The organism is Subtercola lobariae, from assembly GCF_014640255.1.
Lineage (GTDB): Bacteria > Actinomycetota > Actinomycetes > Actinomycetales > Microbacteriaceae > Subtercola > Subtercola lobariae.
In genome coordinates this window covers 751,886-775,872 of sequence record NZ_BMGP01000002.1, presented here as the reverse complement: position 1 = coordinate 775,872, position 23,987 = coordinate 751,886, and the positions used below count along the sequence as shown (strand labels likewise).

Below are 23,987 nucleotides of genomic sequence, written 5' to 3'. Positions count from 1 at the left end.
GTGAGGGAACTCACACCAGCCTGCCTCGCCAAGCAGCCTCTGCCTCCTACGACTGTTGGCTTCTAAACTGACTGCATGTCGGATGACCCGGAGCAGACACCGAGACGACCGGTGCCCAGACGCCTGTTCGTTGGCATGGTTGTCGCCGCCGGAGCAGCGGCGACCGCAGCGATCATCGAACTCGTCAAACCCGGCCCGATCAGCGCCGGTCTCCCTACCGAACCGGTGGCCGCAGCCACCTCCGTTCTACCCGCGACAAACGCCCCCGCGGCAACGCCGTCGACGGCCCCAGCCGTGTTCGATAAGGCTGCGTTTTCGATCGACGATCCAACGAGTATCTGGTTCGTCGTGAACAAACTCCGACCGATCCCCGACGCCACCGCCTTCGTGCCGCCCGGCCTCCTACCGATACCCGCGAGCATGCTGAACCCGTTCGGGCACAAGCTCCGCCCCGAAACCATCGACGCACTCGCCCAAATGTTTACCGCCGCACAGACCCAGATCGGGGTCACCCTCGTGGCCCAAAGCGGCTACCGATCCTTCCAATCCCAAACAGACGCCTACGCCTCCTACGTCGACTCGCTCGGCACCGCAGCTGCAGACGCGACCAGCGCCCGGCCCGGGTACAGCGAACACCAAACCGGCTTCGCGATCGACATCCTCGACACCATCAGCGGCTGCGGCACCGACGGCGACTGTCTCGGCAACACCCCAACCGGCCGCTGGCTCGCAAACAACGCCTACCTTTACGGCTTTCTGCTCCGCTACCAGAACGGTCAAACAGAGATCACCGGATACGAATACGAACCCTGGCACTTCCGGTTCATCGGAACCAACCTCGCAACCCACCTCCACACCATCGGTATCGCCACGCTCGAAGAATTCTTCGGACTACCCGCCGCACCCAGCTACGCAACATAACCACCAGGAGTAACCGGACGGCTTATTTAATTTGATAATCGTTATCAATAACGATTATGGTGAATCACATCCCCGTTCGCAGTCTCGGTGCTGCGACCCGCTACCGGATTGGTTCACTATGCGTCGTATGCTCCTGCTTTCCACCGCTCTCGCCGCCATCGCTACGGTCACATTGGCCGGCTGCGCCTCGACCCCCAGCAGCGCGAGCCCGAGCAGCGCGAGTGCTTCGGGTACGATCTCGGTGGTTGCATCGACGAACGTCTGGGGCGACATCGCTGCCACGATCGGCGGCGACCGTGTGACGGTCAGTTCGATCATTGACGACCCCGACAAAGACCCACACGAATACGAAGCCGACGCGCAGAACCAACTCGCCCTCTCGAAAGCCCAGGTCGTCATCGAGAACGGCGGCGGATACGACGACTTCGTCGACACCATGCTCGGCACCGCCGGCAACACCTCCGGAATCGTGCTGAACGCCGTCACTATCTCCGGCAAGCAACCCGACGCGAACGGCGACCTGAACGAACACGTCTGGTACGACTTCCCAACCGTCGAAAACGTCATCGACCAGATCCAACAGACCTACACGAAAATCGACCCTGCCGGAACAGCCACCTACACAAAGAACGCCACCGCACTGAAAACACAAATCGACGCCCTCGAGCAACAAGAAGCAGCCCTCAAGACCACCCACGCCGGCGTGGGCGTCTCGATCACCGAGCCCGTACCGCTCTACATGCTCGACGCAATCGGACTCGACAACAAAACCCCGCACGAGTTCAGCAAAGCCATCGAAAACGGCACCGACGTCGCACCCGACGTGCTCCAACAAACAGTTGCCCTGTACAACGACCACGCCGTGAAACTCCTCGCCTACAACGAACAAACCACCGGCGCGCAAACCCAGGCCGTCCTCACCGCAGCAAACAACAACAACATCCCCGTCGTACCCGTCACCGAAACCCTCCCCGCCGGCAAAACCTACATCAGCTGGATGACCGACAACCTCAACGCCATCACCACCGCCCTCGCAAAATAGACCAACCGAAGCCATTCCAGGTTTGCCGCATCTTTTTGAGTTGAAGGAGGTATGCCGTGACGCCGACCCTGCAACGCTGTCTCCCCTGAACATCCGGGCGTCATCGAAGCGGTACATCGAGCTGATTGGCGGTCGCGATGCCGTCTATGCCGCGGCGAAAGTTGCGGCTGACGCCGGCGATCACCAGTGGGCGGCTGAGCTCGTCAGTCACCTCGTGCGGGTCGACCCCGAAGACACCGAGGCACGACTGCTGAAAGCTGATGCTCTGCGCACACTGGGCTATGGAACCCCGAACTCGAATTGGCGAAACTTCTACCTCACCGCGGCCCGTGAGCTCGACGGCACCATCGATTACTCGCTCGGCATCCAGATCAACGCGCCGGATCAGATCGCAGCTATGCCGGGGTCGGCGTTGCTCGACAGTCTGCGGTTCAGGATCGACCCCGAGAAGGCCGGCACGGCGACGGCGACGGCGGGCATTCACGTGAGCGACACCGGCGAAGACATCGGGCTGATCATCCGCAACGGCGTGCTCGAAGTGTCGGGTGTCATTCCGTCTGACGCCTCGTTCGTGCTGCAGGTACCCAAGCAGGCTGTCGCCGGCATGATCTTTCTCGACACCCTTGGCGTGCTGCAGAAGGCGCTCGACGGGGGTGCTGCCTCATTCTCGGCCGGTGGGCCGGAGGATGCTGCCGCGTTCTTCGCCTACTTCGAGCCGCACAGCGACACCCACATCACCCTGGCCAACCGATAGAAGCAATCACGACTCACTCGCATAGGGCTATAGAGAATCAATCGGTAGCGTCCGAGGATGGTGCCGGCCCCAACTAGTCGTCGCACTCAGAAACGATCGTGTTTGACAGCATGCGCCACGGGTTGAATTGCGCCCATTCCCGCACGGGTTCGTGCTCGCTGCGGGCTGTGTTGGTGCGTGTTAAAGATCGCGGGTTGCGTCGTATTCGTTGAAGTAGCCCGCCGCGAGCCGCAGGCTAGGGAAATCGAAGGCGGCGCCGTGGGTGTCGGCGGTATGGAATACCCGGTAGTGGGGTCCGACGCGAGCGATGTTACCTACGCACATGCCGGCCTCGTTCATCACGGCCCAAGAGTCCTCACCCCGGTCATGCAGAACAATCCGGGCGCTTCTTGTTTGGTCAGTGGCGGATCGCCGGTGGTGGGGGTGTGGTAGCGCATGGGCGAGTGTGCCTACGATGCCTGGCGTTGACTCTCGTATGTGGTGCGCCCGCTCACGGCCAGCTGTCACGATCGCGGCCGGTTGCGGGTGATGCTGCCAGATCGGTGAGTCAATGATCCGCGTTCGTATCGCACACGCGCTAAACATCATTGTTCCTCCACATTGCTTTGACGGAGCCTGCATCGATCAAGCAACCCGCTCCAGATCGGTTTTGATTACCGTGGCGATCTGAGCGGGCCGATCAGGGTTTGATCAGTATGGCCACGTTTCGAACGTACGACGTGTTGAGCCGGATCGCCACCCGGTAGCCAGCCATCCGGCAACTCGTGAGCGGCGGCGGGTTCGGGTTCGGGTAGGAGTTGCAGCCCGCGTGCGGTGTTGGCGCCGCGCACTAACACCTCGATCCAGGCGCGATTCATGTCGGGGGCGTGGCCGCTTCGGAACACGAACTGCAACCCGATCGCGGGGTGGAGCCAGAGCGAGACACGGCCACTGCCGTGTTCTGGTGGGAGGGCGTAGTCGAAGGTGAAAGATTCGTTCCGGCGCAACTTGGCGATGATCACAACTCGAAGATGCGCAAGGGCCCGGTCATCGAACTCGACGACAACAGCCGGGCTGCCGTACAACAGGTACCCCATCGGATCGGGTCTCCACTCGGATAAAGACGGCCAGCTGGTAAGAAATAACGACAGAAAAAGACTTTACCGAAGCTGACCTGTTGGCCTCGCTCCGGCCGCCTCAGTACCGTCAAGGGCAGAAGAATTTGTGACGGGTTGGCGTGCCCAGCGGGTGCCAGGATGTGTGAAGACGGCGATGATCAGCCCGGCGAATGCGGCGGTTCTGAGGATACCGCGTTCGGTCGCGAACCCGTCTAGGGCGTAGGACGGAAGGTATACCAGCACGGCCGCGCTGATCGTCACCCACGGGATGAGGCCGGCTGTTAGGGCAGTATCGAAGATGCTGTGTCGCGCGTCAGAATTGTTGGCAGGGGTTGTTAGTTGCGTGAGCGGTGCCCCTGCTGAAAGGTCTGAACTGTTATGAGTCGTCCACCGACGATCCCGGCGGAGAAGAAGCTTCGTATTGTGTTGTCGATCCTGCAGAACGAGATCACGGTCGCTGAGGCGGCGCGTCGTGAGAAGGTGTCTGAGCAAGCGATCGGGAACTGGAAACGCCAGTTCCTCGAGGCTGGCAGGGCGGGTATCGAGACTGGTAAATCGAAGCCCTCGTCGCGTGAGCGGCAGCTCGAAGAAGAAGTCAGCGAACTGACTCAGGCTTTGGGCGAGGCCGCGGTCGAGATTCGGGTGTGGAAGAAGAGCGCTGAGGGCCGTTTGGGTCCTTCGAGGACCTCGAGGTGATCCGTAAAGATGCGGGCATGTCGACTTCGAGGTTCTGCGAAATCATCGACATGCCCGAACGCACTTGGCGGCGCTGGCAGGCGAAAGCCCGCACGTCACGGCCGCCGAAAGGCCCATGGCCCAGGCCCGCCAGGGTGGGTGCCCGGGAGCTGGTCGTAAAGCATGCGCAGGCGCATCCGGCGTGGGGTCACCGGAAGGTGTGGGCGATGACCCGGCATGATGGGCACCGGGTGTCGCAGGCGACCGTGTTGCGGTTGCTGCGTGACGAGGGCCTGATCTTGCCCGCTGATTACCAGCGCGAACGCCGGAAGCTCGCCGAACGTCGTAAGGCTGCGTTCGCCCAAGAACCCACAGGCCCGAACCAGGTCTGGCAGCTGGATTTCAGCGACTACGAGACCATGACCGGTGGGGTGTGGCGCATCGCTGGCTGCCGGGACTACTGGTCGAAGTACGAATACGACTGCCATGTTTCACCGACCAGCAACCAGCATGACGCGATCGCGGCTGTCGAACTCGCCCTGACCGAGGCCGAACGGCTGTTCGGTCACCCGCTCATCGATGATGCTGTCGTCGACCCAGAGACAGGCGAAATCCGGCCCGTGCTCACGATCGTCACGGATAACGGCGGCCCGTTCAGGTCGTTCCGTTTCGAGGCGTTCATCACCGCGCATCCAGAGCTTCGGCATGTTCGCACGAGGGTGCGGACGCCTGTCCAGAACGGGTCACGCGAACGCGGGTTCGGGTCGATGAAATACGAATGGCTGTTCCGTGAGGAAATCGAGCACGGCCTCAGCCTTGTCGAGCAGATAGGCGCGTACCGCGCCGACTACAACCACGTCCGCCCACACGAAGCGATCGCCTGGAACCGGCCCGCCGACGTCCACGCCGGCCTCGCCGACCCCACCATCCCCAACTTCGAAAAAGAAGAAACCCTGCCAACCACTTGACGCGGAACACAAGCAGCACTCTGCAAACCATCACCAATGCTGTCGCAGCCGCCACCACCTCATCGACACAGATCAACACCGTTGGCACGGTCCCGCAGGTTGGAACAGCTCGCACCCAACTCTTAACAACACTCACCGATCTGCAAACCCGCCTCAACGAGGCCCAGAATGACGTCGCGACCGTGCAGAACATCCTCGGTGTGAACGGGCCCCGACACTACCTGATCGGCTTTCTCAATAACGCTGAGACGACGGCGTTAGGTGGGGGACCTGCCGCCTTGTCAATGATCACGGTTGATAACGGTTCGGTCAGTCTGACGGCGTCCGCTGACAGCGGCGATTTCCCCCTCAACGACGTGCCAGCCCGGCCGATGGATCAGAACCTGCTGAACATATACTCCCGGGGATCGCGTCAACGCTGAACTGGTCAACCGGCCGCCCCGACTTCCCAACGGCGGCGTTAACGATGAAAGCGTTCTGGGAAAAATACCAGGGAGGCACCATCGACGGTGTCATCACGATCGACCCGATCGCACTGTCCAACCTTCTCGCTGTCACCGGGCCGATGACACTTCAATCAGGCGACGTCCTGACCGCGCAAAACGCGGTCAGCCTCCTCCTACATAACATCTACCTGCGGTACCCGGCAGCCGATATTGAAAAAGACACCAACCCGTTCTTCACCGCCACTGCGAAGACCGTGTTCACTAACCCCCGCCGACCCGATCGTTTTGCTGACCGCGGTCAACAAAAGCATCCAGACCGGTGATCTGCCGGCCTGGAGCGCACACCCAACGAAGAGAGTCTGATCGCCGGCTCAAAGCTCGACGGAGTGTTGCCCACCGATAACACCAGGGAAACCGTCGTCGGCACATACTTTCGTGACGAATCCTTCTCGAAAACCGACTATTGGCTACACGCCACCACCGCGCTCAGCACCGACGCGTGCACCAACACGCGGGACCCACCTTCACTGAAACCGTGACCCTCCATTCAAGCATCACGACCGAGGAAGCGAACGCGCTGCCCGACTTCGTCGTCGGCGGAAACTTTCACGGCAAAACGTTCAGCACCGAAGTGTACGTCTACGGCCCCGTCGGAGCCAGCATCAGCGGCGCCAGGATCGACGGAACCAGCATCGACGCGAACGTCCGCTCTGACGCTGAAGACTTCGGCAGGCCCGTCGCCCGCTACCTCGTCGACCTAGCACCCGGCGAAACAAACACCGTCACCGCCACATTCACCGGTACACCTGGCACCTACGGAGCGCCCCTTAATGAAGTAACGCCGATGATGAACCCAAAACCGCCCAGACCACCAAAGCGCCAGGCTGCAGCGCCACACAGTAACCTGCCTAACGGTCTATGACAGTGACGGTGTTGCGGGCCGCGTCCGCTCCGGTGTGTCGAGTCTCATGACTCGTGCTCGCAATCTCTGTTGCGTGGACGGGGTTCACGAGAGCAGATTTCGCACCTCGGTGCCACGCAACCCGCGCATTTGTGCGACATTCAGCTTGCGAGACGCTTCGGATGAACAATGCGATCCGGTTACTCCCATCGCGTGCTGGATCGTCACCTGCACTGAGAATCGTGTCGTGCATGGCAGTAACTACTGATGGGAGCTGCGTCACTTGTCGGGCTGAGTCGCAGCGCGCTTGTAGTGGTTCAGATGTGCCGCGCATCTTCGTCGCTGATGATGCGGATGAAGTCGTGGAGGAGGAGACGCAAATCGTCGATCCGCGCGGGAGTCAATGACTCTAAGAGAGCCTGGTTCGAGATACGTCCGGCCCCGTTGATGCGGTGCAGGATCTTTTCCCCGGCGGGGGTAAGGACGATCAGTGGCGAAGTCTTGTGATCCGGGTTGAGTCGACTCTCGACGAGTCCCTCGGCGTGTAGTTCGCCGGTGAGTCGCAGAATGTGCTGGCGGCTAACGCCGAGTCGGCGTGCGATCTGCGGAACGGTGAGCGGGGCGACATCGATCGTCCACAGGGTCTGCCACCGGGACTGCGTCTGGTCAGCGAGGGCGGCGATTCTTTCACCGTGCCGTCGGCCGACGCTGGCCGCCTCGAACAGCTCCGAGTACAAACCTTCCACGTCCTTCACTGAGGTCACTTCTCTAGTGTATGTCAGATCAGTAAAATATATCACTATCGGTCTGGTCGGTCCATCTTGACACATAGGTGTCATGTGTGGTGATATTGGTCACACGTAACCGAACCGATCGGAATTGACTCACGATGACCTCTTCACCCCGCACCACCCCCACCGATCTCGTTGCCGTTGTGGCCGCCGCGCTCGAGCGCGCTTCAGCGGTCCGCCCTCGCGTGGGAGGCTTTCCTTATCTCGCTGAGTCGCTGCGCGCGGCGGGCGTCTCCGCGTATATCTTCGACGTGCCCTCCTCAACCGTCGTCTATCTGACCGAGCAGGGCGCTGTGCTCCAGCCAGGGTCCCTCGCCTTAGCCGGGCTAACGCTGATCGTTCCCTTTGACGAGGACCGACTCATTGAAGCCATCAGGGTGGACCAGCGCGGAGAGAGCAGCTTCCCCGAATTCGTCGAGGCCACCTTCCAGTCCGGGGTGATCCGCTATGAGGTCGACACGGCAGCGCGCACGTGCACTTATCGCGGACCAGGGGAGGAGAAGTACGTCGAATCCTATCCCGCCGTCACCCTTCCCGCCGTCGACGGGGAACGGCGGTGACCGGTATGTGTGCTACCACGAAAAGATTCTGGACAGACATCACTCCCCTCGTCATCACCGTTCTAGAACAGGCGACCCCAGAATTCGTTAGAGATCCCGGTGTTCTTTGAATCTGTATGCTCCTCAACTCAGCCCAACCGACGGATTCCCAGTGGACTCGCGGCAGCTGCGCTGCGAGTCGCTGTCTAGCGTCCTACGAAGAACACGAAGACAGGACGGAAGCGGCACGAGCGGCGTGGTAGAGACCTGCCGCTCGGTGCTGTCGGCCGTTCCCGAGGATGATTGGGACGCGCTCCTCAACCTCGTGTCAGGAGGACGGACCAACCGACGAGTTCAGCGGTCGCTGCGACCTTTTTGCCGTTCTTCCACGCAGCGCAGACGAACTTCAGTTTCTCCGCGATCACCGTCGGGTCGCTGACCGGTCTGCCGAACCGGCTACCGGCGCCTTGAGCCACCGCGATACCGTCGATGACGCGTTCGACGATGAGTCGCGTTCGTACTCGGCCATTGTGGCGAGCATCATTCGGCCGGTCTTCGTCAATGGGTCCATCCCGTCCGACACTGTGAACGCTGATACCTGAATGCTGCGGCGACTTCACCGTGTTCAACACATCAATCAGCGAACGGCCTAACCCGGCTAATCCGCCAGACCACGACCGTGTCACCCTCGACGGCGTACTCAAGCAGCCGGCTCATCGCCGGCCTACTCGCGGCGACCTTCGTTCCCGACATCGCGTCGGGCAAAATGTCTCGTTGATGCACGCCCATCCTCACGAGCGCATCGATCTGCGACTGTGCCTCCTACGCCGGGGTACTCACCCGCGTGTACCCCAAAAGCCTCATCCCGACGTCCAGCCCCAAAAACCCCTAAAACGAGCGTTGAGACACGCGGCCTCATGAGACGAGTTTCCGAGACAAACCACATCCGCGCAGTTTGGCTAATTGTGTGGACTGTTTGCCGGGGGAGAGGCGTGTCTTGTTAACCTCTAGCTTGTTGAGACACTCATCACTGTCGCACCAAGCTCAGCGCGTTCGGGTTTTCAGATCCAGTCTTTTCGTTTGAAGATGACGTAGAGCGCCACACCGAGGCCGAGGATCAGCGCGCACGAGGTGATGAATCCGCTGAACTGCCCGAAGTCGGGGTAAGGCACGTTCTGGCCATAGAATCCGGTGATCGCGGTCGGCACGGCGATGATCGCCGCCCATCCGGTGACTTTTTTGGTGATCACGTTCAGCCGGTTGCCCTGGATGGCGAGGTTGGCTTCAAGGACGCTGGTGGCCAGGTCACGCAGACTCTCGGTCCATTCGGTGACGCGGAGGATGTGGTCGTAGACGTCTTGGAAGTACGGACCCATCTCCTCGGTGACTAGACGCAGGTCACGGCGCAAGATCGTGTTCACGACTTCACGCATCGGCAGCGACACTCGCCGAAGAACAACGAGCCCCCTCCGCAAGTCGAAGATGCGGCGTTGGAGTTTCTCTTGGTCCGCTGCGGGTTCGAACAGTTGCGCGGCGACATCCTCGATCTCTTCATCGAGGCTCTGCACGGCTTCGAAGTAGCCGTCAACGAGGTAGTCGATGAGTCCGTAGACGAGGTACCCGACCCCGTTCCGGGCGAGATCAGGGGACCCGTCCCACCGGGCTGTCACAGCGTCAATGTCGAACCTGTCGTCTTTACGCACCGTCACGAGGGCACGCTCGGTGATGAACGCGGCCACCTCACTCGTCGTGACATTTCCCGTGTCCGCGTCGAACCGGGCCCGATAGCCAGACAGAAAGAGATGATCGGCGTACCGGTCCAGTTTGGGGCGTTGATGCAGATTCACCGCATCCTCTACCGCGAGAGCGTGCAGATCAAGTTCGCTGGCAAGAACCTCGAGTTCTGAAATATCCGGCCTACAGAGGTCTACCCAGACCACCGATAACGGCTCATCGAGGTGCTCGGAAACGTCGGCTAGCGGAAAATTCTGGTCGACGATCACACCATCACGGTAACAGCGGGTCTTGGGCATCCGGCAACCCTAGACGAAGACGCCGCATTCCCTCCCCGCCTCGAGCACACTTTAGTGAGAGAACGACAACCCCCAATCAGAGCATGAGATGACGCAATCCCGATCGGGGCATCCAGGCTTTTCACGATGGACACCGGGCGCTCAAAATAGGTGCACCAGCGGATTTAGTTTGAGGCCTATCTCGCAGCCGCTGAATCAAGGCAGCGGAAACTCGACCTGGTTTGTGTCAAAAGACTCATGCTTAGCGTCGGGTGCGTGCCGAGAACGTTCTGGCGGATTTTGGCGGGTACTCTCGCAGTCATGAGACGCAGAACACCTTCCGGGCGGTGGTTATGGGCAGTTCTTGCGGTGCTGTATCTGCTGATGAGTGTCGACTCTGTCGCCCAGATCATCCGAGACCAGAGTTCATGGGGTGGCCTGGCACTTCTCGGGGCAAGCCTTGTCATGACCACACTCTCGATGATCTGCTACGGCCGGCTGACCCGCCGTGGCGAAGCACAGATCACCTTTAGCGCACCGGCCGGGGACGGGTGGGCGGCCGAGATGGAAGAACGTCTGCGAGAAGAGCCCAGCACCGTCAGAAACGAACGGCGTCGCACGTCATGACCAGCACCCGGACGACCCGCACCCATACCGGTTCGATGAGAACGCGGCGCAGCCAGCACCCGGCAGTTTGGCGCGCGGAGCCGACCCAGGGATTTCGATCAGCCCGCATCTTCCTTGGCAAACCTTTACAGATGGTGTCATCGAATTTCTATTTGCTCTTCGGCGTGACGGTGTTCATGGTCGCCTTTGGGCTGGTCATGGTGCTTTCCTCGTCATCAGTGGGATCGGAGATTGATGACAGCAGTTCTTTCAGCGTTTTTTTTCGCCAAGGCACGTACGCGCTGATCGGTATTCCTCTGCTCCTCGTAGCGTCCAGGCTGCCATCGACGTTCTGGAAACGCTCGGCCTGGCTGGTTCTCGCTGGCGGTTGTGTGCTGCAACTCCTCGTGATCGCCACCCCGCTGGGTGTGACGGTGAACGGTAACCGCAACTGGCTCCAACTCGGGCCGATCCCCGCACTACAACCGTCTGAGCTGATCAAAGTCGGCGTCGTGCTTTGGCTCGGCATGTTCCTGGCGAAGAAGCAACATCGGATCACCCAGTTCTCACACACGCTCATACCGACCGTGTTGGTGCTCGGCAGTTCGATCATCCTCGTCGCGCTTGGCGGCGACCTCGGTACCACCGTCATTTTGATCATGATGGTTCTCGGCGGCCTGTTCTTCGCCGGAATACCGCTTCGCCACCTCGTCTTGTTGACTGCCGTTTCGGCAACGATCGCGATACTGACCGCGCTGTCACGGCCCAACCGGGTCACCCGGATCCTCTCCTTTCTGCACCCGGCAACCGCGGACTACAGCGGGTCGGGGTGGCAGATCCAGAACGGCTACTTCGCGCTCGGTGACGGCGGTATCTTCGGGGTCGGTCTTGGCAACTCGAAAGCAAAATGGTCCTGGCTTCCCGCAGTCGACACGGACTTCATCTTCGCCGTCATCGGTGAGGAACTCGGCCTGATCGGCGCGTGCGTCGTACTCCTGCTGATCGTTGTTCTCGGTGTCGCGTTCCTCCGCATCATCCGGGCCACACCCGACCCGTTCGCCCGAGTCGTGACCGCATCGATCATGGTCTGGATCATCGGCCAGGCTCTGGTGAATATCGCGGTCGTACTCGGCCTCGTCCCTGTGCTCGGCGTGCCGTTGCCTCTGATCTCTGCCGGCGGGACAGCCCTGATCAGCTCCCTCCTCGCGATCGGTATCGTTCTCTCCCTCTCCCGAGAAACCGATTCCCTGCTGATCACGCAGTCGGGAGCCAACATGCTCCGTCGCCCGGCTGAACGGTCAACAGGCCGGTGATGACAAACCCAACAGATCAGGATGGGGATTCGGCAGCCGAACCGTTACGGCAGGTGCACCTCGGCCTTTCCATCAGCGATCAGCGACTCATTCGCAACTTCAACGACACGTCGCTTGAAAACAGGCGCCTCTTCGCCGAATTCTTCGGCACCTTCCTTCTCGTCATCGCCGCCGCCGGGGCAGACATCGTCAACACCCTCACCCATGGTTCCGTGGGCCGGGTCGCGTTAGTGACCGCACCCGCCCTGACCGTGATCGCCGTGATCTTGTTCATGGGAGCCGTGTCAGGAGCACACCTGAACCCCGTCGTGAGCATCGCGTTCGCGCTACGCCGCGACTTCAGCTGGCGACGCGTACCGGCCTACATCTTCGCTCAACTGATTGGTGCTGCGGCCGCTTCGCTTCTCTTACTCACGATCTTCGGCTCCGCCGGTGGCAGCGGAAGGACCGAGCCCGGGCCCGGTTTCACCGACCTGCAAGCATTCGCGATCGAGATACTCCTCACCTGCGGACTGGTCAGCACCATCCTCGGTGCCGCGTCCGGCGCACAGAACGTCGGATCACTGTCCGCGTTCGCGGTCGGGTCGTACATCCTCCTCGCAGGCCTCTGGGCCGAACCAGTCAGTGGCGCATCAATGAACCCGGCACGCACCTTCGGCCCTGACCTTGTCAGCCTCAACGTCAGCACGCTCTGGATCTACGTAACCGGCCCACTGATCGGTTCGGTCATCGCTGTCGGTATCGCGCACATTCTCCGCGGCCCCGGTGGCGGACGGTCAGGCCGAAAAGCCGCGCAAGGAACACTCGGAACCGACACGGACCACTAAACCGTGAAGCTCCAGGCTCATGAGTGAGGCTCCGGGGCCGGGTCGTCGTCAAGTGACACGATCTGCGCTGAAACCGGTGTGTCGTCGCTGAGATGATACGACGCACACACCCGGTGATACCCGTCGAGGATCTGCAGCGAAACACCGAGCAGGTTACCGCGTAACAGCAACACCGGGCTCAGTTCCTTGCCCTTACGAATTCTTTTCAGATCTTTCGCCACATACGGATCGGTCGCCGGCAGCAAGCCCAGTCGCGACGCACGCAGCAGATCCTTCGCCGGATGAAACACGATCGGTGCCCGCGCCAACACACCCACCAGACGTTCCGCATCAACACCGCTGCCGAGCAAAGCAAGATACGACGCGGCAGCAGGATAGTCATGGGGCTGCGGATCTTTCGCCCACCGAACCTTCATCGCACTCCAACCCTCATCACCGACGATACGCCACATACCGAAACCATCATGATCGTTGATGCGGTTCGGTGTGAAGTGCCGCGATCTGGAATCCAACAAACCGGACACGAGCAACTCCGGGGCTGACGCAGGAGAGAGCCTGATGATTCTCACAGGCAATCGTCAACCCGGCCATCCGCGATCGGACACGGGGATGGTGTGCCCTACGGTGAAAGCATGAGTCAGCTGACCTACCTCGAAGCGATTGTCATGGGCGTCGTTCAAGGCATATCGGAACTGTTCCCGATCTCGAGTCTGGGCCACTCGATCCTGATCCCGGCGCTTCTAGGCGGGTCATGGGCCACCGACATGAATGTGTCCGCGCCCGATTCGCCTTACCTCGCGTTCGTTGTCGGTCTGCACGTCGCGACCGCGTTCGCGCTGATCATCTTCTTCCGCAAAGACTGGGCCCGCATCATCACCGGGCTGGTCACATCAATCCGGTACAGGCGGGTGAGCACCGGACCGGAACGACTCGCCTGGCTCCTCATCATCGCGACGATACCCGTCGCGATTGCCGGGTTGCTACTGGATCACCTCTTCCGCACGGTGCTCGGCATCCCCACGATCGCAGCGATCTTTCTCACCCTGAACGGTGGGGTACTTCTGCTCGGAGAGCGCTTCCGCAGAAACTCACGCGAGCATCAGGCCGCGAAGAAACTCGAAAACACGGTGGCCGTTCCAGGCCCCGTCCGGCAGTCGCCCAGCACCGGCCCAGATCTGGACAACGACACTGATCTCGAAGTTGATGCCGCGATCAGCCGGCTCAGCGCTGGCCGGGCAATCGGTGTCGGGGCTTCTCAGATCTTCGCGTTACTGCCAGGAATCAGCCGCTCCGGTGTCTCGATGGTCGGCGGCATGTCCGCCGGGCTCACCCATTTGGAAGCTGCCAGGTTCTCGTTTCTGCTCGCCACCCCAGTCATCCTCGCCGCCGGAGTGCTGAAACTCCCCGACCTGATCGGCCCACTCGGTAACGGCATCCACGGCCAAGTCCTCGCCGGGAGCATCGCGTCGTTCATCAGCGCACTACTCGCGGTCAGATTCCTCGACCGGTACTTCCGCACCCGCAGCCTCACCCCCTTCGCGATCTACAGCATCGCCGCCGGGATCGGCTGCATCATCACCTTCGCCATCCGATGATGGGTCGAACAGCATTTGAAGGACCTGTTCACCACAAACTCACCATCACCGGCCGGAATTGATGGTTCGCTACAGCACGCCAATCGCGACTGCCAACCGGTTAGACGCGACGAGAAAGCGATTTAGATTTTCTGGTCTGGAGGACTGGGTCGCGGAGCGTGAGCCGAAGCATGCGCTCGTTGATCGGCTTTCGGCAGTCCGCAATCAGGTTCGAGACTGCGATTTGTAAGGTGACGAGGGCGCAGTGATTTCGGCCAGGAACTCTTCCCATGTGCGCTCTCCGGTCGCGTGGTCGAGCGCGAGGTTTGCACCGGCACGTTGCGCTCTGGCTGCGCCCCCTGGAATCGGCATTGGAACGACGAGGCGTTTGCGGCCAATCGCTCGGAGATAATCCTTCAGCAGATCTTCCATCGGATAGACCCGGGGTCCACCAATTTCTTCCACTAAGCCCTCCGGTTCGCGTAGTGTCAGTTCGGCAAGCCGCTGGGCTACGTCTCGCACGTCCACCGGCTGATAACGAAAGCCCGCGAACGATGGCACGAACGGTAGCCTGAGTCCCAGTTCCACGATCGCGACAAAGAAACTGTGAAACTGCGTCGCGCGCAGTGTTGTGAACGGGATCCCGGAGCCGGAGACCAAAAGCTCAGCCTTCCGTTTCGCCTCAAAGTAACCAAGCGTAGATCGGTCAATTGAGCTGACGACCGGCGTGGTGTCCGCTCCGACAACCGACATGTACAGCAGGTGCCGTGCGATGCCAGCTCGGCGCAACGCGGATACGAGGGTCTCCGCTTTGGCGGCATCGCCCTTGGCGCTGCCCGCTGCGTGCACCACGATCTCTGCCCCGGCCACCGCCGCGTCGATCCCGTCGCCCGTTTCGAGGTCCCCGACGACGTAATCGACGCCCTCAGTATTCGGGCGAGCGGAGCGGCTCAGGATACGAACGGTACGGCCCGCAGCAAGGAGTCGAGGTACGAGTTCACTGCCGAGAGTTCCCGTTCCACCGGTAACGAGAATTGGGTAGACCATGAGAGCTCCAAATTCTTTTCTACTGGGAGTGCATATGCCTGTCACATCGGCCCGACTTGGCGGGTCTACTTATATGACACCGCCGACGACAGGAACGTGACCGAATGAGCGATCAGGACTGGCTAACCGAAAGATTTGAACAACAGCGCCCGCGCCTGCGAGCCGTCGCGTACAGAATGCTCGGATCCACGAGCGAGGCTGACGACGCGATCCAGGACACCTGGCTGCGAGTGAGCCGCGCGAACACCGCAGACGTCGATAACCTAGCCGCCTGGCTCACGACGATCCTCGCCCGGGTGTGCCTCAACGCGCTTCGCTCTCGCGCCCAGCGCAGAGAGGTAGCGCTCGAGTTCATGATGCCGGATCCGATCCTCGACCGAGACGGCGGCGACAATCCCGAGCAGGAGGCGCAGATGGCGGACTCGGTTGGAATCGCGCTCCTGGTCGTTCTCGAAACGCTTACCCCCTCAGAACGCCTAGCCTTCGTCCTCCACGACATGTTCGCGGTCTCGTTCGATGAAATCGGTGGGATGATCGAGCGCACCCCCGAGGCGACCCGTCAACTCGCCAGTCGCGCGCGGCGACGTGTACGCGGGCGAGCGCCGACGCCGGACCCAGATATCGCTCGCCAACGCGAAGTGGTCGACGCTTTCTTCGCCGCCGCACGGAACGGCAGCTTCGAATCACTCATCGCGATACTGCATCCAGACGTTGTTTTCCGTGCCGAGGGTCTGGGACCGACACCGTTCGTGCTATCGGGCGCAGAAACAGTTGCACGCAATGCACGAATGTTCGGCCCCAACTCACCGACCTTCCGACCCGCTCTCGTAAATGGCAGTGCAGGCGTACTACTAGTCGAAGATGGGCAACTGAAATCAATAACCGGATTCACCGTAGCCGGCGGGCGCATCGCCGCAATCGACGTTCTCGCTGACCCCGACCGGCTCAGCTCGTACAACCTCTCGTTCCTAGAACGGAGCTGACGAAACGGTGGTCGCCCGAGGAGATCAGCCACAGCTGCCAAAGAGACTTCCCCTAGGATCACGGAATGCGCGTGAGTGCCGAGACGATTTACGAGGTGCTTGGTGAGCTCATCGTTCAAAGCAGTCTCGAACGCTGACCGCGTGAACTGCTTCAGTAGCCCATTCGGGCCCGTCCGCGACAGGCCCTGCCCTGGACGATCCCGATCAGCTCGATCGCAGCAAGCTACTCCGTCGTCGGCTCCGTTTCCGCTTCGAACTCACAACATCCAGTGTCTTCATCAAAGCTCGGTTCAGCGTGTCAGCCCAGAAACACTATTCACGAGACAGATCCCTTCGGTGGTTTCGGGGGCGCCGGTCGGACGGTACCGTCGGTTGGTGCGGGCAAGGCACTGCCATCCAGGGTGACGAGGACCGGGAGCAGCACGCCGAGCGGGCCGGCCCACGGTTGCGGAGCTGACGGGGGAGGGGTCGGTGACGGCGGTGGTGGCTGTGTGATCGTGCTGCCCGGCGCAGGCGGTACCGGTCGGCTCAGGGCAGGGTCGACATGCTGGGCCAGGGACGGTGCGGTATCGACCCTCGGTACGCCCAGCGGCGGCAGGCCGAGCAGATCGATGATGGTTTTCGGGATCGTGGCGTGGGAGTGCCATTCCGGATCGACGTGCTGCGGAACATGGCCGCCGAACATGATCAGCGGAATCCGGGAACCACCGATGACCTGGAATCCGCCCGGATGAAGGGCATCAGGAACGGTCTCGATGTTCGGGGTAGGCACCGAGTCGGCGTCGTTCAATAATGCGAGCGGGCCGGCCCCATGGGACCAAGACCCCACCGCATCTTTTGAACCTGCGTCTACCCATCCTGAAAATATTGACTCAAGTCCTTTGCCCACAGGGGTCGAGACGCAAGTACTAGTTCAGAGTCCGAAGACGTCGGACTCTGATGCAGCGTCACCTCCCGTAATTTTCATTGTGCACGGTCACGACGAAGCGGCATTGATGTCCATCCGCATCTATGTTCACAGGGAGACAGGCATCATGCCTCTCTCTCTGGCGGAAGAGGCTAGTGCTGGTCAGACCATCATCGAAAAATTTGAGTCTTACGGCTCGAGAACTACGTACGTGATTGTTCTACTTACTCCTGATGATGTTGGACAGACCGTTGCATCCTATGACGCCGGAAACAAGCCAAATCGGCGCGCTCGTCAGAACGTTGTGTTAGAGCTTGGATACTTCATTGCCTCCATCGGTCGAAAAAAACGTTCTGGTGGTAAATAATGCCGTAGAGCTTCCCTCTGACATGGCAGGAGTTGGTTATGTGGAATATCCCGGAACCAACTGGAAGAATGCCCTGCGGAAGGAACTCCTCGCGGCTGGCATCACCAAGAAGTAAGGTCCGCACCCGGCTCTTGACATAATCCCTGGTATCGGGCTTTCGCGTGCCTTGCCGACTGAGCTGATGTCTGCCTGATGTCAGCCCGGTCTCGCCATTTTGCAGCTTGTGAAGGTCGTCGCCGGGCAGGTGACCCCGGTCTGGCGCACCAGCATCTCTAACTGAGCGAGTGGGCTTTGAACGAAGTGGCGGCGAGTACGAGTTGTGCCATCGTTTTTGCAGTGTTCGCTGGGGCAGCTGTCTTGTCCATTTGCGCCGTGGTATTCGCGCCGTCGTAGAGCACGACAAGCTGGTCGGCGAGGGCCTTCGGATCCATCGCACCGGCATCCCGGGCGAGTTCGCCGAACAGCTCGTGGATCCAGCGGCGGAACTTCGTCGCTGCGAGGTCTTCCAGGCTTCCAGGTAGCGCTTCGGCGGTGGCGTTCATGAACGCGCAGCCGCGGAAGTCGGGCTGCGCGAACAGGATGCCGAGTTGGTCGAACACTGCCAGAATTTTCGCCTGCGGGTCGTCGACGGCGTCGAGCCCGCGCTGCACCGTTTCCATCCAGGCCTGGTGGCGGTTGAAAAGGTAGGCCTCGATGAGCTGGTCTTTGCCGCCGAAGATGTAGTACAGCGAGCCCTTCGCCACGCCGGCTTTCTCGATCACGCGGTCGATGCCGACGGTGTGGATGCCCTCGGTGTAGAACAGCTCATCCGAGGCCGCCAGCAGGCGTTCGCGCGCTGAGGGCTTCGGGGGAGTCGACGTCTTAGCCATGATTCACCGTATCAGACAGATCTGTTCAAAGCTCGGGATGTTCGGGGCCGGCTATCCACGTACCAGATCGAACTCGTTGCCCTCCAGGTCGGCGAGTGTCGTCCACGAATCGAACTGAGCGATCACGGTGGCACCGAGGCTGAGGATGCGCGCGAGCTCGTCGTCGAATTCCGTCGTGATGAGGTCGAGGTGAACCCTATTCTTCACCGTTTTCGTCTCGAGAACCTGATGGAACATGAGGGTAGGACCGGCGGCCGGGTCATCGCTCGGTGCTATCGAGGCCGATTCTGGGGTAGCCCCTGGGTTGACCGTGCGCCCGAGGAGCTCGGCCCAGAAGCTCGCGGTGCGTGCCGCGTCTGCGGCGTCGTAGCTGATTCCGAAAAGTGTCGTTGCCATGAGTGTTGTCCCTAAATGTTCTGCGAGTGTGTCGTCAAGGATGAGCGGAGGTGTTCGGGTCAGACTGCGGTGCGGCCGCCGTCGACGGCGATGATCGCTCCGGTGATGTAGCTGGCTCGCGGTGAGACGAGAAATCCGACGACTTCGGCGATCTCGTTCGCTTGAGCGGCCCGGCCGAGCAGTGTTGTTTTTCCGAGCGCCTCGGTGTTCGCGGCATCTGCACCGCCCGTGTAGACCGGCCCCGGCGCCACAGCGTTCACGCGCACCCCGTTCGGGCTGTACTCGGCAGCCCACGCCTGAGTGAACGACGACATCGCCGCCTTCGTCGCACCGTACGCGGCGCCTCCGGCGAGCCCGATGATGCCGGCCATGCTCGACAGGTTGACGATGTTGCCCTCGCCGCGCGCGGCCATCGCCGGTGCGAGAGCTGCGGTCAGCAGAAAGGCTGCCTGCACATTGCTCGCGAACAGATTGTCCAGTGTCTCGGGGTCAAGATCGGCTGAGGCCCCGAACCAGGAGAAGCCGGCGTTGTTGATGAGAATGTCGACCTCGCCGGCATCCGCGGCAAGCTGCTCGGCCGCGGCAGGGTCGCTGAGGTCGGCTGCGATGAACCGCGCTGATCCGCCGGAGAGTTCGATATCCTCGATGACCTCCTCGGCTCGTGCCGCGTTGCGGCCGTGCACGAGCACGTTCGCGCCCTCGGCCGCGAGCTGCAGTGCGATCGCCCGCCCGATTCCTGAGGTCGCCCCGGTCACGAGTGCGGTCTTGCCGGTGAGTTCGCGGTTCTGTGTGTCGGTCATGATCTGCTCCATCGTCCGCAGACCAATTTGTACCGGTCTGTCTAAGGATCAACTTAGACCGATCTGTCTAAAGATGCAAGCCCGAACAGAAGATGCGCGTGCCTACGTGCTCGGCCGTCGCAGCCGCGCAGCTCTGTGCGACGTGTGAAACTGGGCTCGTGATTGAAAGAGAGGTCGACTTCGGCCGGCCGCGTTGGATGCGCTGTAATGCGTGTGGACGTGAATGGCAGGTGTCCGCTGAGTGGCTGGATCGTTTTGATCAAGGAGACGAAGTCTGCCCGCGGTGCGGCACCGACTGCCGGGCTGAAAATCGCTCTGACTTCTGGGTCTCACCAGATGACCCGTCCTTCGACGACTCACAAGTTCGCGAGATGTTCTGGTATCACACGTCAACCCACGCGAATTGGCCCGATCGCGCTTTCGACCCCACCGCCGGCTTCAGCGACACAACGAGGCAGCGGTTCAACGAAGTGGGAACTGATGGACGCGGATTAGAGCGGTGGGCCGAGCGCCAAAAGACTAAGGCGTTGCACCTCGGCACATACGAGGCGGCAGTCGAAAACATGTTCAGGCGAATAACAGACCAAGCCGACTCGAACGACCAGTTCTACCTGTACCGAGTGCGGCTCACCGCAGACGCCGTGATTGAGCCCGGCGTTCACCCGGAACCAACTAACTTCGTCGGCGACGTGCAGCTCGCCGAGATCAGCAGCCCAGGCGCTGACATCTTCCGCTACGTGAACACCCACGAAGATCCTTCGAGCGTTTCGCTCGCGGTTACGGTATGGGCCATTCAAGCCGTGCAGGGTATCGCCATTCCACTCGACGTCGACGCCGCAGACCCCTGGGTGAAAGCAGCAACAGCACGGTTGGTCGTTGCGGCGTCGCAGCCCACGCCAGAACCCCGAACTGCGCTCGAACGTATGCGACGACGCATGCCATCTGTGCTCTCTGTAGAAGCCGGGAAACTCGAAGAGGAGATCGCTGAAACCCTGCTTTTTTGGATTCGAGAACGGTTTGCGGCCGACTCTGACGCGGACGCATTGACGACCGATCCCAGCTTATTCTCGTCAAAGCTGCTCGGACTGGCCCGGCTCGTGAGCGACTCACAAGCCGCTCACACCGCTCTCGACGCTGCGCCATGGCGTCAACTCTGAAATGACTTGTGCACAAAATAGTGTATGAAAATTTGAGATGTACTTGAGCTGATAACGGACCATACGTCAACTGCATTTCGCACTTGACCGAAGGTCGGAGGTGTCTCCCGCGAGTGCCAACCGAACTCTGGGCAGACCCAACCCGTGCCTGACAAAGCGGGCCGGAATTCGTAATCTGCGGTAGCGAATTCGAACGGATAGGACACATCGTCGCGACCGCCTGTGCCACCCCTCGGGCTGACCCAAGTGCTTGGCTGAGCACAGTCATGTCTTGCGGGTTGTAAATCTGAACCACCGCCCGGGGAGCAGTCATGACGATCGGGCCAGAACGCTTCAATACCTTGCCCGAACGCGACCACACCGACGACGATCAGGATGATCATGGTCACGATCAGTTTGTTATCTACCAGCCATTGTCGGATAGCCTGTAGCGCGCTGTCGTCAACAATATGGATGTTCGGCGATATGTTCTACTCGTCCGCACGGTAGCCAGGGTGGACGTCTCGATCGAGCCCTCTCGCGTCGCTCAACTTGAGGAGCAGTTCGTATAGGTGGTCGCGGTCATCAGCGCTTAATCCCTCAGCGAGGTCCGCCTCTTGCGTCTCCGCGGCGCCCCTCAATTTCGTGAGCAGATCGTGCCCGGAATCGGTGAGCTGCAAGACTTGGCTGCGACGGTCGATCGCGCTTCGCTTACGGATGATCAGGCCGGCGGATTCAAGAGAGTCCACGAGCGCAACGACCCGGCTTTGGGCGACGCCCAGTTTCTCCGCGAGTTCGCGCTGGTTCATGCCAGCGTGTCGTCCGAGAATTCGCATCACACCGGCTTCCGGTGGGGTAATGCCGAGATCTCGGGTCTTTGAGGCGAAGTTTTCCGCGGCAAATGACCCCAGCTGGGTGAGGAGGAACCCGATTCTCGCGGGGCGTCTCGCAGTGGGCATAGGTCAACAATAGAGCATTGACTTAACGATTCATATAGTGAATCCTTTCTGATATGACGGAAATAGGAATTCCTCACCGACACCGACCAGATGGGCCGAATCCGGGTGTACTCGGAATCGTCAGCCTCGCGCTGACCATCGCCTCCGTGGTCGTACCGTCGTTGTTCGCCGCGGGAACCTTTTTCCCCTCGCCGCTGGGTTCCACAGACGCCGTTGGCGCATATCTCGTGGGTCACCGCGACGCCGTTACCGCAACCGGTTTTCTGGTGTTCGCGGCCTCGGTTCCGCTGGGGATTTACGCTGCGACCACCTATGCGCGGCTCCTGCGGCTCGGCGTTCGCGTTCCCGGGCCGACGATCGCCTTCTTCGGCGGGATCGCAGCATCGGTCCTGCTTTCGATATCCGGGCTTCTGACCTGGGCGCTTGGTCAGCCCGTTGAGGGTCAGTCGCCCGCATTACTTCACACCCTCGACTACATCGTCTATGCGCTTGGAGGCGTTGGGTTTGTTGGCGGTCTTGGGCTGCTGGTGGCTGGGATCGCCGTACCGACATTGGTCTTGGGGCTAGCGCCCAGATGGTTGGCGTGGGTTGGCCTTGTGCTGGCCGGACTCAGCGAACTCTCGTTCTTCGCGCTTGTGGCTCCACCGTTGGCGTTCCTGCTGCCAATCGGCCGATTCCTCGGCTTGGCATGGCTCTTGTCGATCGGATTTCTTCTACCGCGCAGCCGACACGACGTTGCGGGAAGGGACGCGAAGTGAAACTCACCAAACGAATCACCGGACTGCGCACGAACGCATTCGCCGCGTTGGTCGGACTACTCATCGCGTTCGTTCTGGGAACAACGCTCTACGGACAGGTTCCAAAGGACGCCCAAGGTCGCGGGCTCTTCGGTGCCTTCGGCGAGGTCATCATCAGCGGTCCCGTTCTGCTCATTCTCCACGCCATCGTCGGCACGCTAATCATCGTAAGCGCCGCGACCGCGGTCATCCGAGCGATCCTAATTCGCAACCCGGGCTTCGTCGCGCTCATGTCCGTCGCGTTCCTGGCGGTCCTGCTTGCCTGGTTTGCGGGATCCGCGTTCGCCAATACTCTCGCGCCCTCGGCGGCTCGAGCCATGGAGTGGTCAACCGCAGTGGCAGTACTTTTGTATGCGATCTTCCTATTCGTCTGCACACCACAAAGCGCGAAGGCCGGCGAACAATGAGTCAACTGGATGGTCAGGTCGCGTGGGTCACGGGAAGCTCGCGCGGCATCGGTGGTGCAATCGCACTGGCCCTAGCCGAGACCGGCGCAGCGGTCGCCGTGCACGGCAGAGATGCGGACGCCGCAAATGCCGTCCGAGACCAAATAGAAGCCATCGGAGCACACGGGACGGTCGTCTTGGGCGACGTCACATCACCGGATGACCTCGCGCGAATGGTGGGCGAAATCGAGTCGACGCTCGGGCCCATCGACATCCTCGTCGCAAACGCCGGCGGCAATCTGATGCGCCCCGGCCCGCTCGAAGACATGACCATCGAGCAATGGCGAGGCGCTATCGATGCCAACCTCACCGCGACATTTGCGACCATCGCTACCGTGCTACCCAGAATGAAATTACGCGGGCATGGCTCAATCATCACGATGTCATCCGCGGCCGCACGTCGGCCAACCCCTCAGTCGCCCGTCGCCTACGCGGCAGCGAAAGCAGGCATTGAGCTGCTCACAAAATGGCTCGCGGCCGAAGCCGGACCAAGCGGTATCCGGATTAACGGCGTCGCACCGGAAACCATCATGACCGACCGCAACCAGAAAATGATCTCCCCAGACATCCAAACCCAACTGATCAATGTGCACCCCATCCGTCGACTCGGCACACCCGAAGACGTCGCCGCCGCCTGCGTATTTCTCGCGAGCGATCAGTCGGCATGGATCAGTGGGGTGATCATCGACGTGGCGGGTGGCTCGGTCCTGCGCTAGTCGCGGAACAGGTGGGCGTAGGCGTTTTCTGCAGCGCTTCTACCAGTCGACGCCGTCGGTCTCTATTCGGAATGTTCCTGATGGTCCGTCGTCGGCGG

General features: G+C 61.0%; 31 protein-coding genes. 19 read left to right on the top strand and 12 right to left on the bottom strand.

The genetic code is table 11. The features are described from left to right. The first annotated feature begins 75 nt into the window (after positions 1-75). From IEX24_RS08000 to IEX24_RS07990, 3 genes are all read left to right on the top strand, one after another. Positions 76-921 carry a M15 family metallopeptidase gene (locus IEX24_RS08000; RefSeq protein ID WP_188676330.1) on the top strand — a complete coding sequence of 282 codons (846 nt, stop codon included), beginning with the start codon at positions 76-78 and terminating at the stop codon, positions 919-921. 127 nt (positions 922-1,048) lie between these two features. Next, positions 1,049-1,963: a metal ABC transporter solute-binding protein, Zn/Mn family gene (locus IEX24_RS07995; protein ID WP_229715163.1), complete on the top strand. Its 915-nt coding sequence runs from the start codon at positions 1,049-1,051 to the stop codon at positions 1,961-1,963. A gap of 40 nt (positions 1,964-2,003) precedes the next feature. Beyond that, positions 2,004-2,717, top strand: coding sequence for an alkyl sulfatase dimerization domain-containing protein (locus IEX24_RS07990; RefSeq protein WP_188676314.1), 714 nt, complete (start codon positions 2,004-2,006; stop codon positions 2,715-2,717). Between the two features lie 180 nt (positions 2,718-2,897). Here IEX24_RS07990 and IEX24_RS07985 read toward each other — a convergent pair whose 3' ends face one another. Together IEX24_RS07985 and IEX24_RS07980 are read right to left on the bottom strand one after the other, a co-directional pair. Continuing rightward, positions 2,898-3,059, bottom strand: a complete 162-nt coding sequence (locus IEX24_RS07985; protein WP_188676311.1) for a hypothetical protein — start codon at positions 3,057-3,059, stop codon at positions 2,898-2,900. A gap of 311 nt (positions 3,060-3,370) precedes the next feature. Then, positions 3,371-3,793: a DUF7882 family protein gene (locus IEX24_RS07980; RefSeq protein ID WP_188676308.1), complete on the bottom strand. Its 423-nt coding sequence runs from the start codon at positions 3,791-3,793 to the stop codon at positions 3,371-3,373. A gap of 399 nt (positions 3,794-4,192) precedes the next feature. Here IEX24_RS07980 and IEX24_RS07975 point away from each other — a divergent pair, with 399 nt between their 5' ends. From IEX24_RS07975 to IEX24_RS07955, 5 genes are all read left to right on the top strand, one after another. Further along, entirely contained in the window at positions 4,193-4,510 is a 318-nt protein-coding gene (locus tag IEX24_RS07975) for a transposase (protein WP_188676305.1), read from the top strand. 17 nt (positions 4,511-4,527) lie between these two features. Continuing rightward, a complete protein-coding gene (locus IEX24_RS07970) occupies positions 4,528-5,457 on the top strand; it encodes an integrase core domain-containing protein (protein WP_308419028.1) in 930 nt (309 codons plus the stop codon). Next, positions 5,454-5,879, top strand: a complete 426-nt coding sequence (locus IEX24_RS19850; RefSeq protein WP_188676300.1) for a DUF4012 domain-containing protein — start codon at positions 5,454-5,456, stop codon at positions 5,877-5,879. The genes IEX24_RS07970 and IEX24_RS19850 overlap by 4 nt, the downstream gene beginning before the upstream one ends. A gap of 44 nt (positions 5,880-5,923) precedes the next feature. After that, positions 5,924-6,226, top strand: coding sequence for a DUF4012 domain-containing protein (locus IEX24_RS19845; RefSeq protein WP_268236237.1), 303 nt, complete (start codon positions 5,924-5,926; stop codon positions 6,224-6,226). A gap of 212 nt (positions 6,227-6,438) precedes the next feature. Beyond that, a complete protein-coding gene (locus tag IEX24_RS07955; protein ID WP_188676297.1) occupies positions 6,439-6,825 on the top strand; it encodes a hypothetical protein in 387 nt (128 codons plus the stop codon). A 296-nt stretch (positions 6,826-7,121) separates the two neighbouring features. Here the strand turns inward: IEX24_RS07955 and IEX24_RS07950 are convergent, their stop codons facing one another. Beyond that, positions 7,122-7,568: a MarR family winged helix-turn-helix transcriptional regulator gene (locus tag IEX24_RS07950; protein WP_188676294.1), complete on the bottom strand. Its 447-nt coding sequence runs from the start codon at positions 7,566-7,568 to the stop codon at positions 7,122-7,124. 125 nt (positions 7,569-7,693) lie between these two features. Between IEX24_RS07950 and IEX24_RS07945 the strand changes: the two genes are divergently transcribed. Beyond that, positions 7,694-8,155 carry a DUF1398 family protein gene (locus IEX24_RS07945; RefSeq protein WP_188676291.1) on the top strand — a complete coding sequence of 154 codons (462 nt, stop codon included), beginning with the start codon at positions 7,694-7,696 and terminating at the stop codon, positions 8,153-8,155. Between the two features lie 612 nt (positions 8,156-8,767). Here the strand turns inward: IEX24_RS07945 and IEX24_RS19935 are convergent. Together IEX24_RS19935 and IEX24_RS07935 are read right to left on the bottom strand one after the other, a co-directional pair. Further along, complete coding sequence (locus tag IEX24_RS19935) at positions 8,768-8,923, bottom strand: recombinase family protein (RefSeq protein WP_307821228.1); 156 nt, start codon at positions 8,921-8,923, stop codon at positions 8,768-8,770. 272 nt (positions 8,924-9,195) lie between these two features. Then, positions 9,196-10,167, bottom strand: coding sequence for a magnesium transporter CorA family protein (locus IEX24_RS07935; protein WP_188676288.1), 972 nt, complete (start codon positions 10,165-10,167; stop codon positions 9,196-9,198). Between the two features lie 300 nt (positions 10,168-10,467). Here IEX24_RS07935 and IEX24_RS07930 point away from each other — a divergent pair, with 300 nt between their 5' ends. The 3 genes from IEX24_RS07930 to IEX24_RS07920 are packed head-to-tail and all read left to right on the top strand — an operon-like array spanning position 10,468 to position 12,892. Further along, a complete protein-coding gene (locus tag IEX24_RS07930; RefSeq protein ID WP_188676285.1) occupies positions 10,468-10,773 on the top strand; it encodes a hypothetical protein in 306 nt (101 codons plus the stop codon). Then, the gene (gene ftsW, locus IEX24_RS07925) at positions 10,770-12,065 is read left to right on the top strand and encodes a putative lipid II flippase FtsW (protein WP_229715161.1); all 1,296 of its coding nucleotides are present in this window, start codon (positions 10,770-10,772) and stop codon (positions 12,063-12,065) included. Before IEX24_RS07930 ends, ftsW begins: the two co-directional genes overlap by 4 nt. Next, entirely contained in the window at positions 12,065-12,892 is an 828-nt protein-coding gene (locus IEX24_RS07920; protein ID WP_188676282.1) for an MIP/aquaporin family protein, read from the top strand. Before ftsW ends, IEX24_RS07920 begins: the two co-directional genes overlap by 1 nt. A 17-nt stretch (positions 12,893-12,909) precedes the next feature. Here IEX24_RS07920 and IEX24_RS07915 read toward each other — a convergent pair whose 3' ends face one another. Continuing rightward, entirely contained in the window at positions 12,910-13,416 is a 507-nt protein-coding gene (locus IEX24_RS07915) for a hypothetical protein (RefSeq protein WP_229715160.1), read from the bottom strand. A 108-nt stretch (positions 13,417-13,524) separates the two neighbouring features. Between IEX24_RS07915 and IEX24_RS07910 the strand changes: the two genes are divergently transcribed. After that, positions 13,525-14,487, top strand: a complete 963-nt coding sequence (locus tag IEX24_RS07910) for an undecaprenyl-diphosphate phosphatase (RefSeq protein ID WP_188676279.1) — start codon at positions 13,525-13,527, stop codon at positions 14,485-14,487. Positions 14,488-14,691: 204 nt separating this feature from the next. Here IEX24_RS07910 and IEX24_RS07905 read toward each other — a convergent pair whose 3' ends face one another. Continuing rightward, a complete protein-coding gene (locus IEX24_RS07905) occupies positions 14,692-15,513 on the bottom strand; it encodes an SDR family oxidoreductase (RefSeq protein ID WP_188676274.1) in 822 nt (273 codons plus the stop codon). A 104-nt stretch (positions 15,514-15,617) separates the two neighbouring features. Here IEX24_RS07905 and IEX24_RS07900 point away from each other — a divergent pair, with 104 nt between their 5' ends. Then, complete coding sequence (locus IEX24_RS07900; RefSeq protein ID WP_188676270.1) at positions 15,618-16,496, top strand: sigma-70 family RNA polymerase sigma factor; 879 nt, start codon at positions 15,618-15,620, stop codon at positions 16,494-16,496. Positions 16,497-16,812: 316 nt separating this feature from the next. On the opposite strand, the gene IEX24_RS07895 is transcribed toward IEX24_RS07900, so the two are convergent. Continuing rightward, entirely contained in the window at positions 16,813-17,325 is a 513-nt protein-coding gene (locus tag IEX24_RS07895; protein ID WP_188676267.1) for a hypothetical protein, read from the bottom strand. Between IEX24_RS07895 and IEX24_RS19840 the strand changes: the two genes are divergently transcribed. Beyond that, a complete protein-coding gene (locus tag IEX24_RS19840) occupies positions 17,252-17,770 on the top strand; it encodes a TIR domain-containing protein (RefSeq protein ID WP_268236236.1) in 519 nt (172 codons plus the stop codon). The two genes, IEX24_RS07895 and IEX24_RS19840, sit on opposite strands and share 74 nt — an antisense overlap. Before the next feature lie 272 nt (positions 17,771-18,042). On the opposite strand, the gene IEX24_RS07885 is transcribed toward IEX24_RS19840, so the two are convergent. Genes IEX24_RS07885 through IEX24_RS07875 form a run of 3 tightly spaced genes read right to left on the bottom strand, consistent with a single transcriptional unit; the run spans position 18,043 to position 19,835 of the window. Next, the gene (locus tag IEX24_RS07885; RefSeq protein ID WP_188676259.1) at positions 18,043-18,639 is read right to left on the bottom strand and encodes a TetR/AcrR family transcriptional regulator; all 597 of its coding nucleotides are present in this window, start codon (positions 18,637-18,639) and stop codon (positions 18,043-18,045) included. Positions 18,640-18,690: 51 nt separating this feature from the next. Further along, positions 18,691-19,035 (bottom strand): VOC family protein, encoded by a 345-nt coding sequence (locus IEX24_RS07880; RefSeq protein WP_188676256.1) that lies wholly within the window; start codon positions 19,033-19,035, stop codon positions 18,691-18,693. Positions 19,036-19,094: 59 nt separating this feature from the next. After that, positions 19,095-19,835 (bottom strand): SDR family NAD(P)-dependent oxidoreductase, encoded by a 741-nt coding sequence (locus tag IEX24_RS07875; protein WP_203585863.1) that lies wholly within the window; start codon positions 19,833-19,835, stop codon positions 19,095-19,097. 527 nt (positions 19,836-20,362) lie between these two features. Between IEX24_RS07875 and IEX24_RS07870 the strand changes: the two genes are divergently transcribed. Then, on the top strand, positions 20,363-20,992 hold the full coding sequence (locus tag IEX24_RS07870; RefSeq protein ID WP_188676250.1) for a hypothetical protein: 630 nt from the start codon (positions 20,363-20,365) through the stop codon (positions 20,990-20,992). A gap of 470 nt (positions 20,993-21,462) precedes the next feature. On the opposite strand, the gene IEX24_RS07865 is transcribed toward IEX24_RS07870, so the two are convergent. After that, entirely contained in the window at positions 21,463-21,930 is a 468-nt protein-coding gene (locus tag IEX24_RS07865; protein WP_188676247.1) for a MarR family winged helix-turn-helix transcriptional regulator, read from the bottom strand. Positions 21,931-22,076: 146 nt separating this feature from the next. Here IEX24_RS07865 and IEX24_RS07860 point away from each other — a divergent pair, with 146 nt between their 5' ends. The 3 genes from IEX24_RS07860 to IEX24_RS07850 are packed head-to-tail and all read left to right on the top strand — an operon-like array spanning position 22,077 to position 23,889. Next, positions 22,077-22,688 (top strand): hypothetical protein, encoded by a 612-nt coding sequence (locus IEX24_RS07860; RefSeq protein ID WP_229715159.1) that lies wholly within the window; start codon positions 22,077-22,079, stop codon positions 22,686-22,688. Beyond that, on the top strand, positions 22,685-23,134 hold the full coding sequence (locus IEX24_RS07855; RefSeq protein ID WP_188676241.1) for a hypothetical protein: 450 nt from the start codon (positions 22,685-22,687) through the stop codon (positions 23,132-23,134). The genes IEX24_RS07860 and IEX24_RS07855 overlap by 4 nt, the downstream gene beginning before the upstream one ends. Beyond that, positions 23,131-23,889: an SDR family NAD(P)-dependent oxidoreductase gene (locus IEX24_RS07850; protein ID WP_188676238.1), complete on the top strand. Its 759-nt coding sequence runs from the start codon at positions 23,131-23,133 to the stop codon at positions 23,887-23,889. The genes IEX24_RS07855 and IEX24_RS07850 overlap by 4 nt, the downstream gene beginning before the upstream one ends. Positions 23,890-23,987 lie beyond the last annotated feature (98 nt).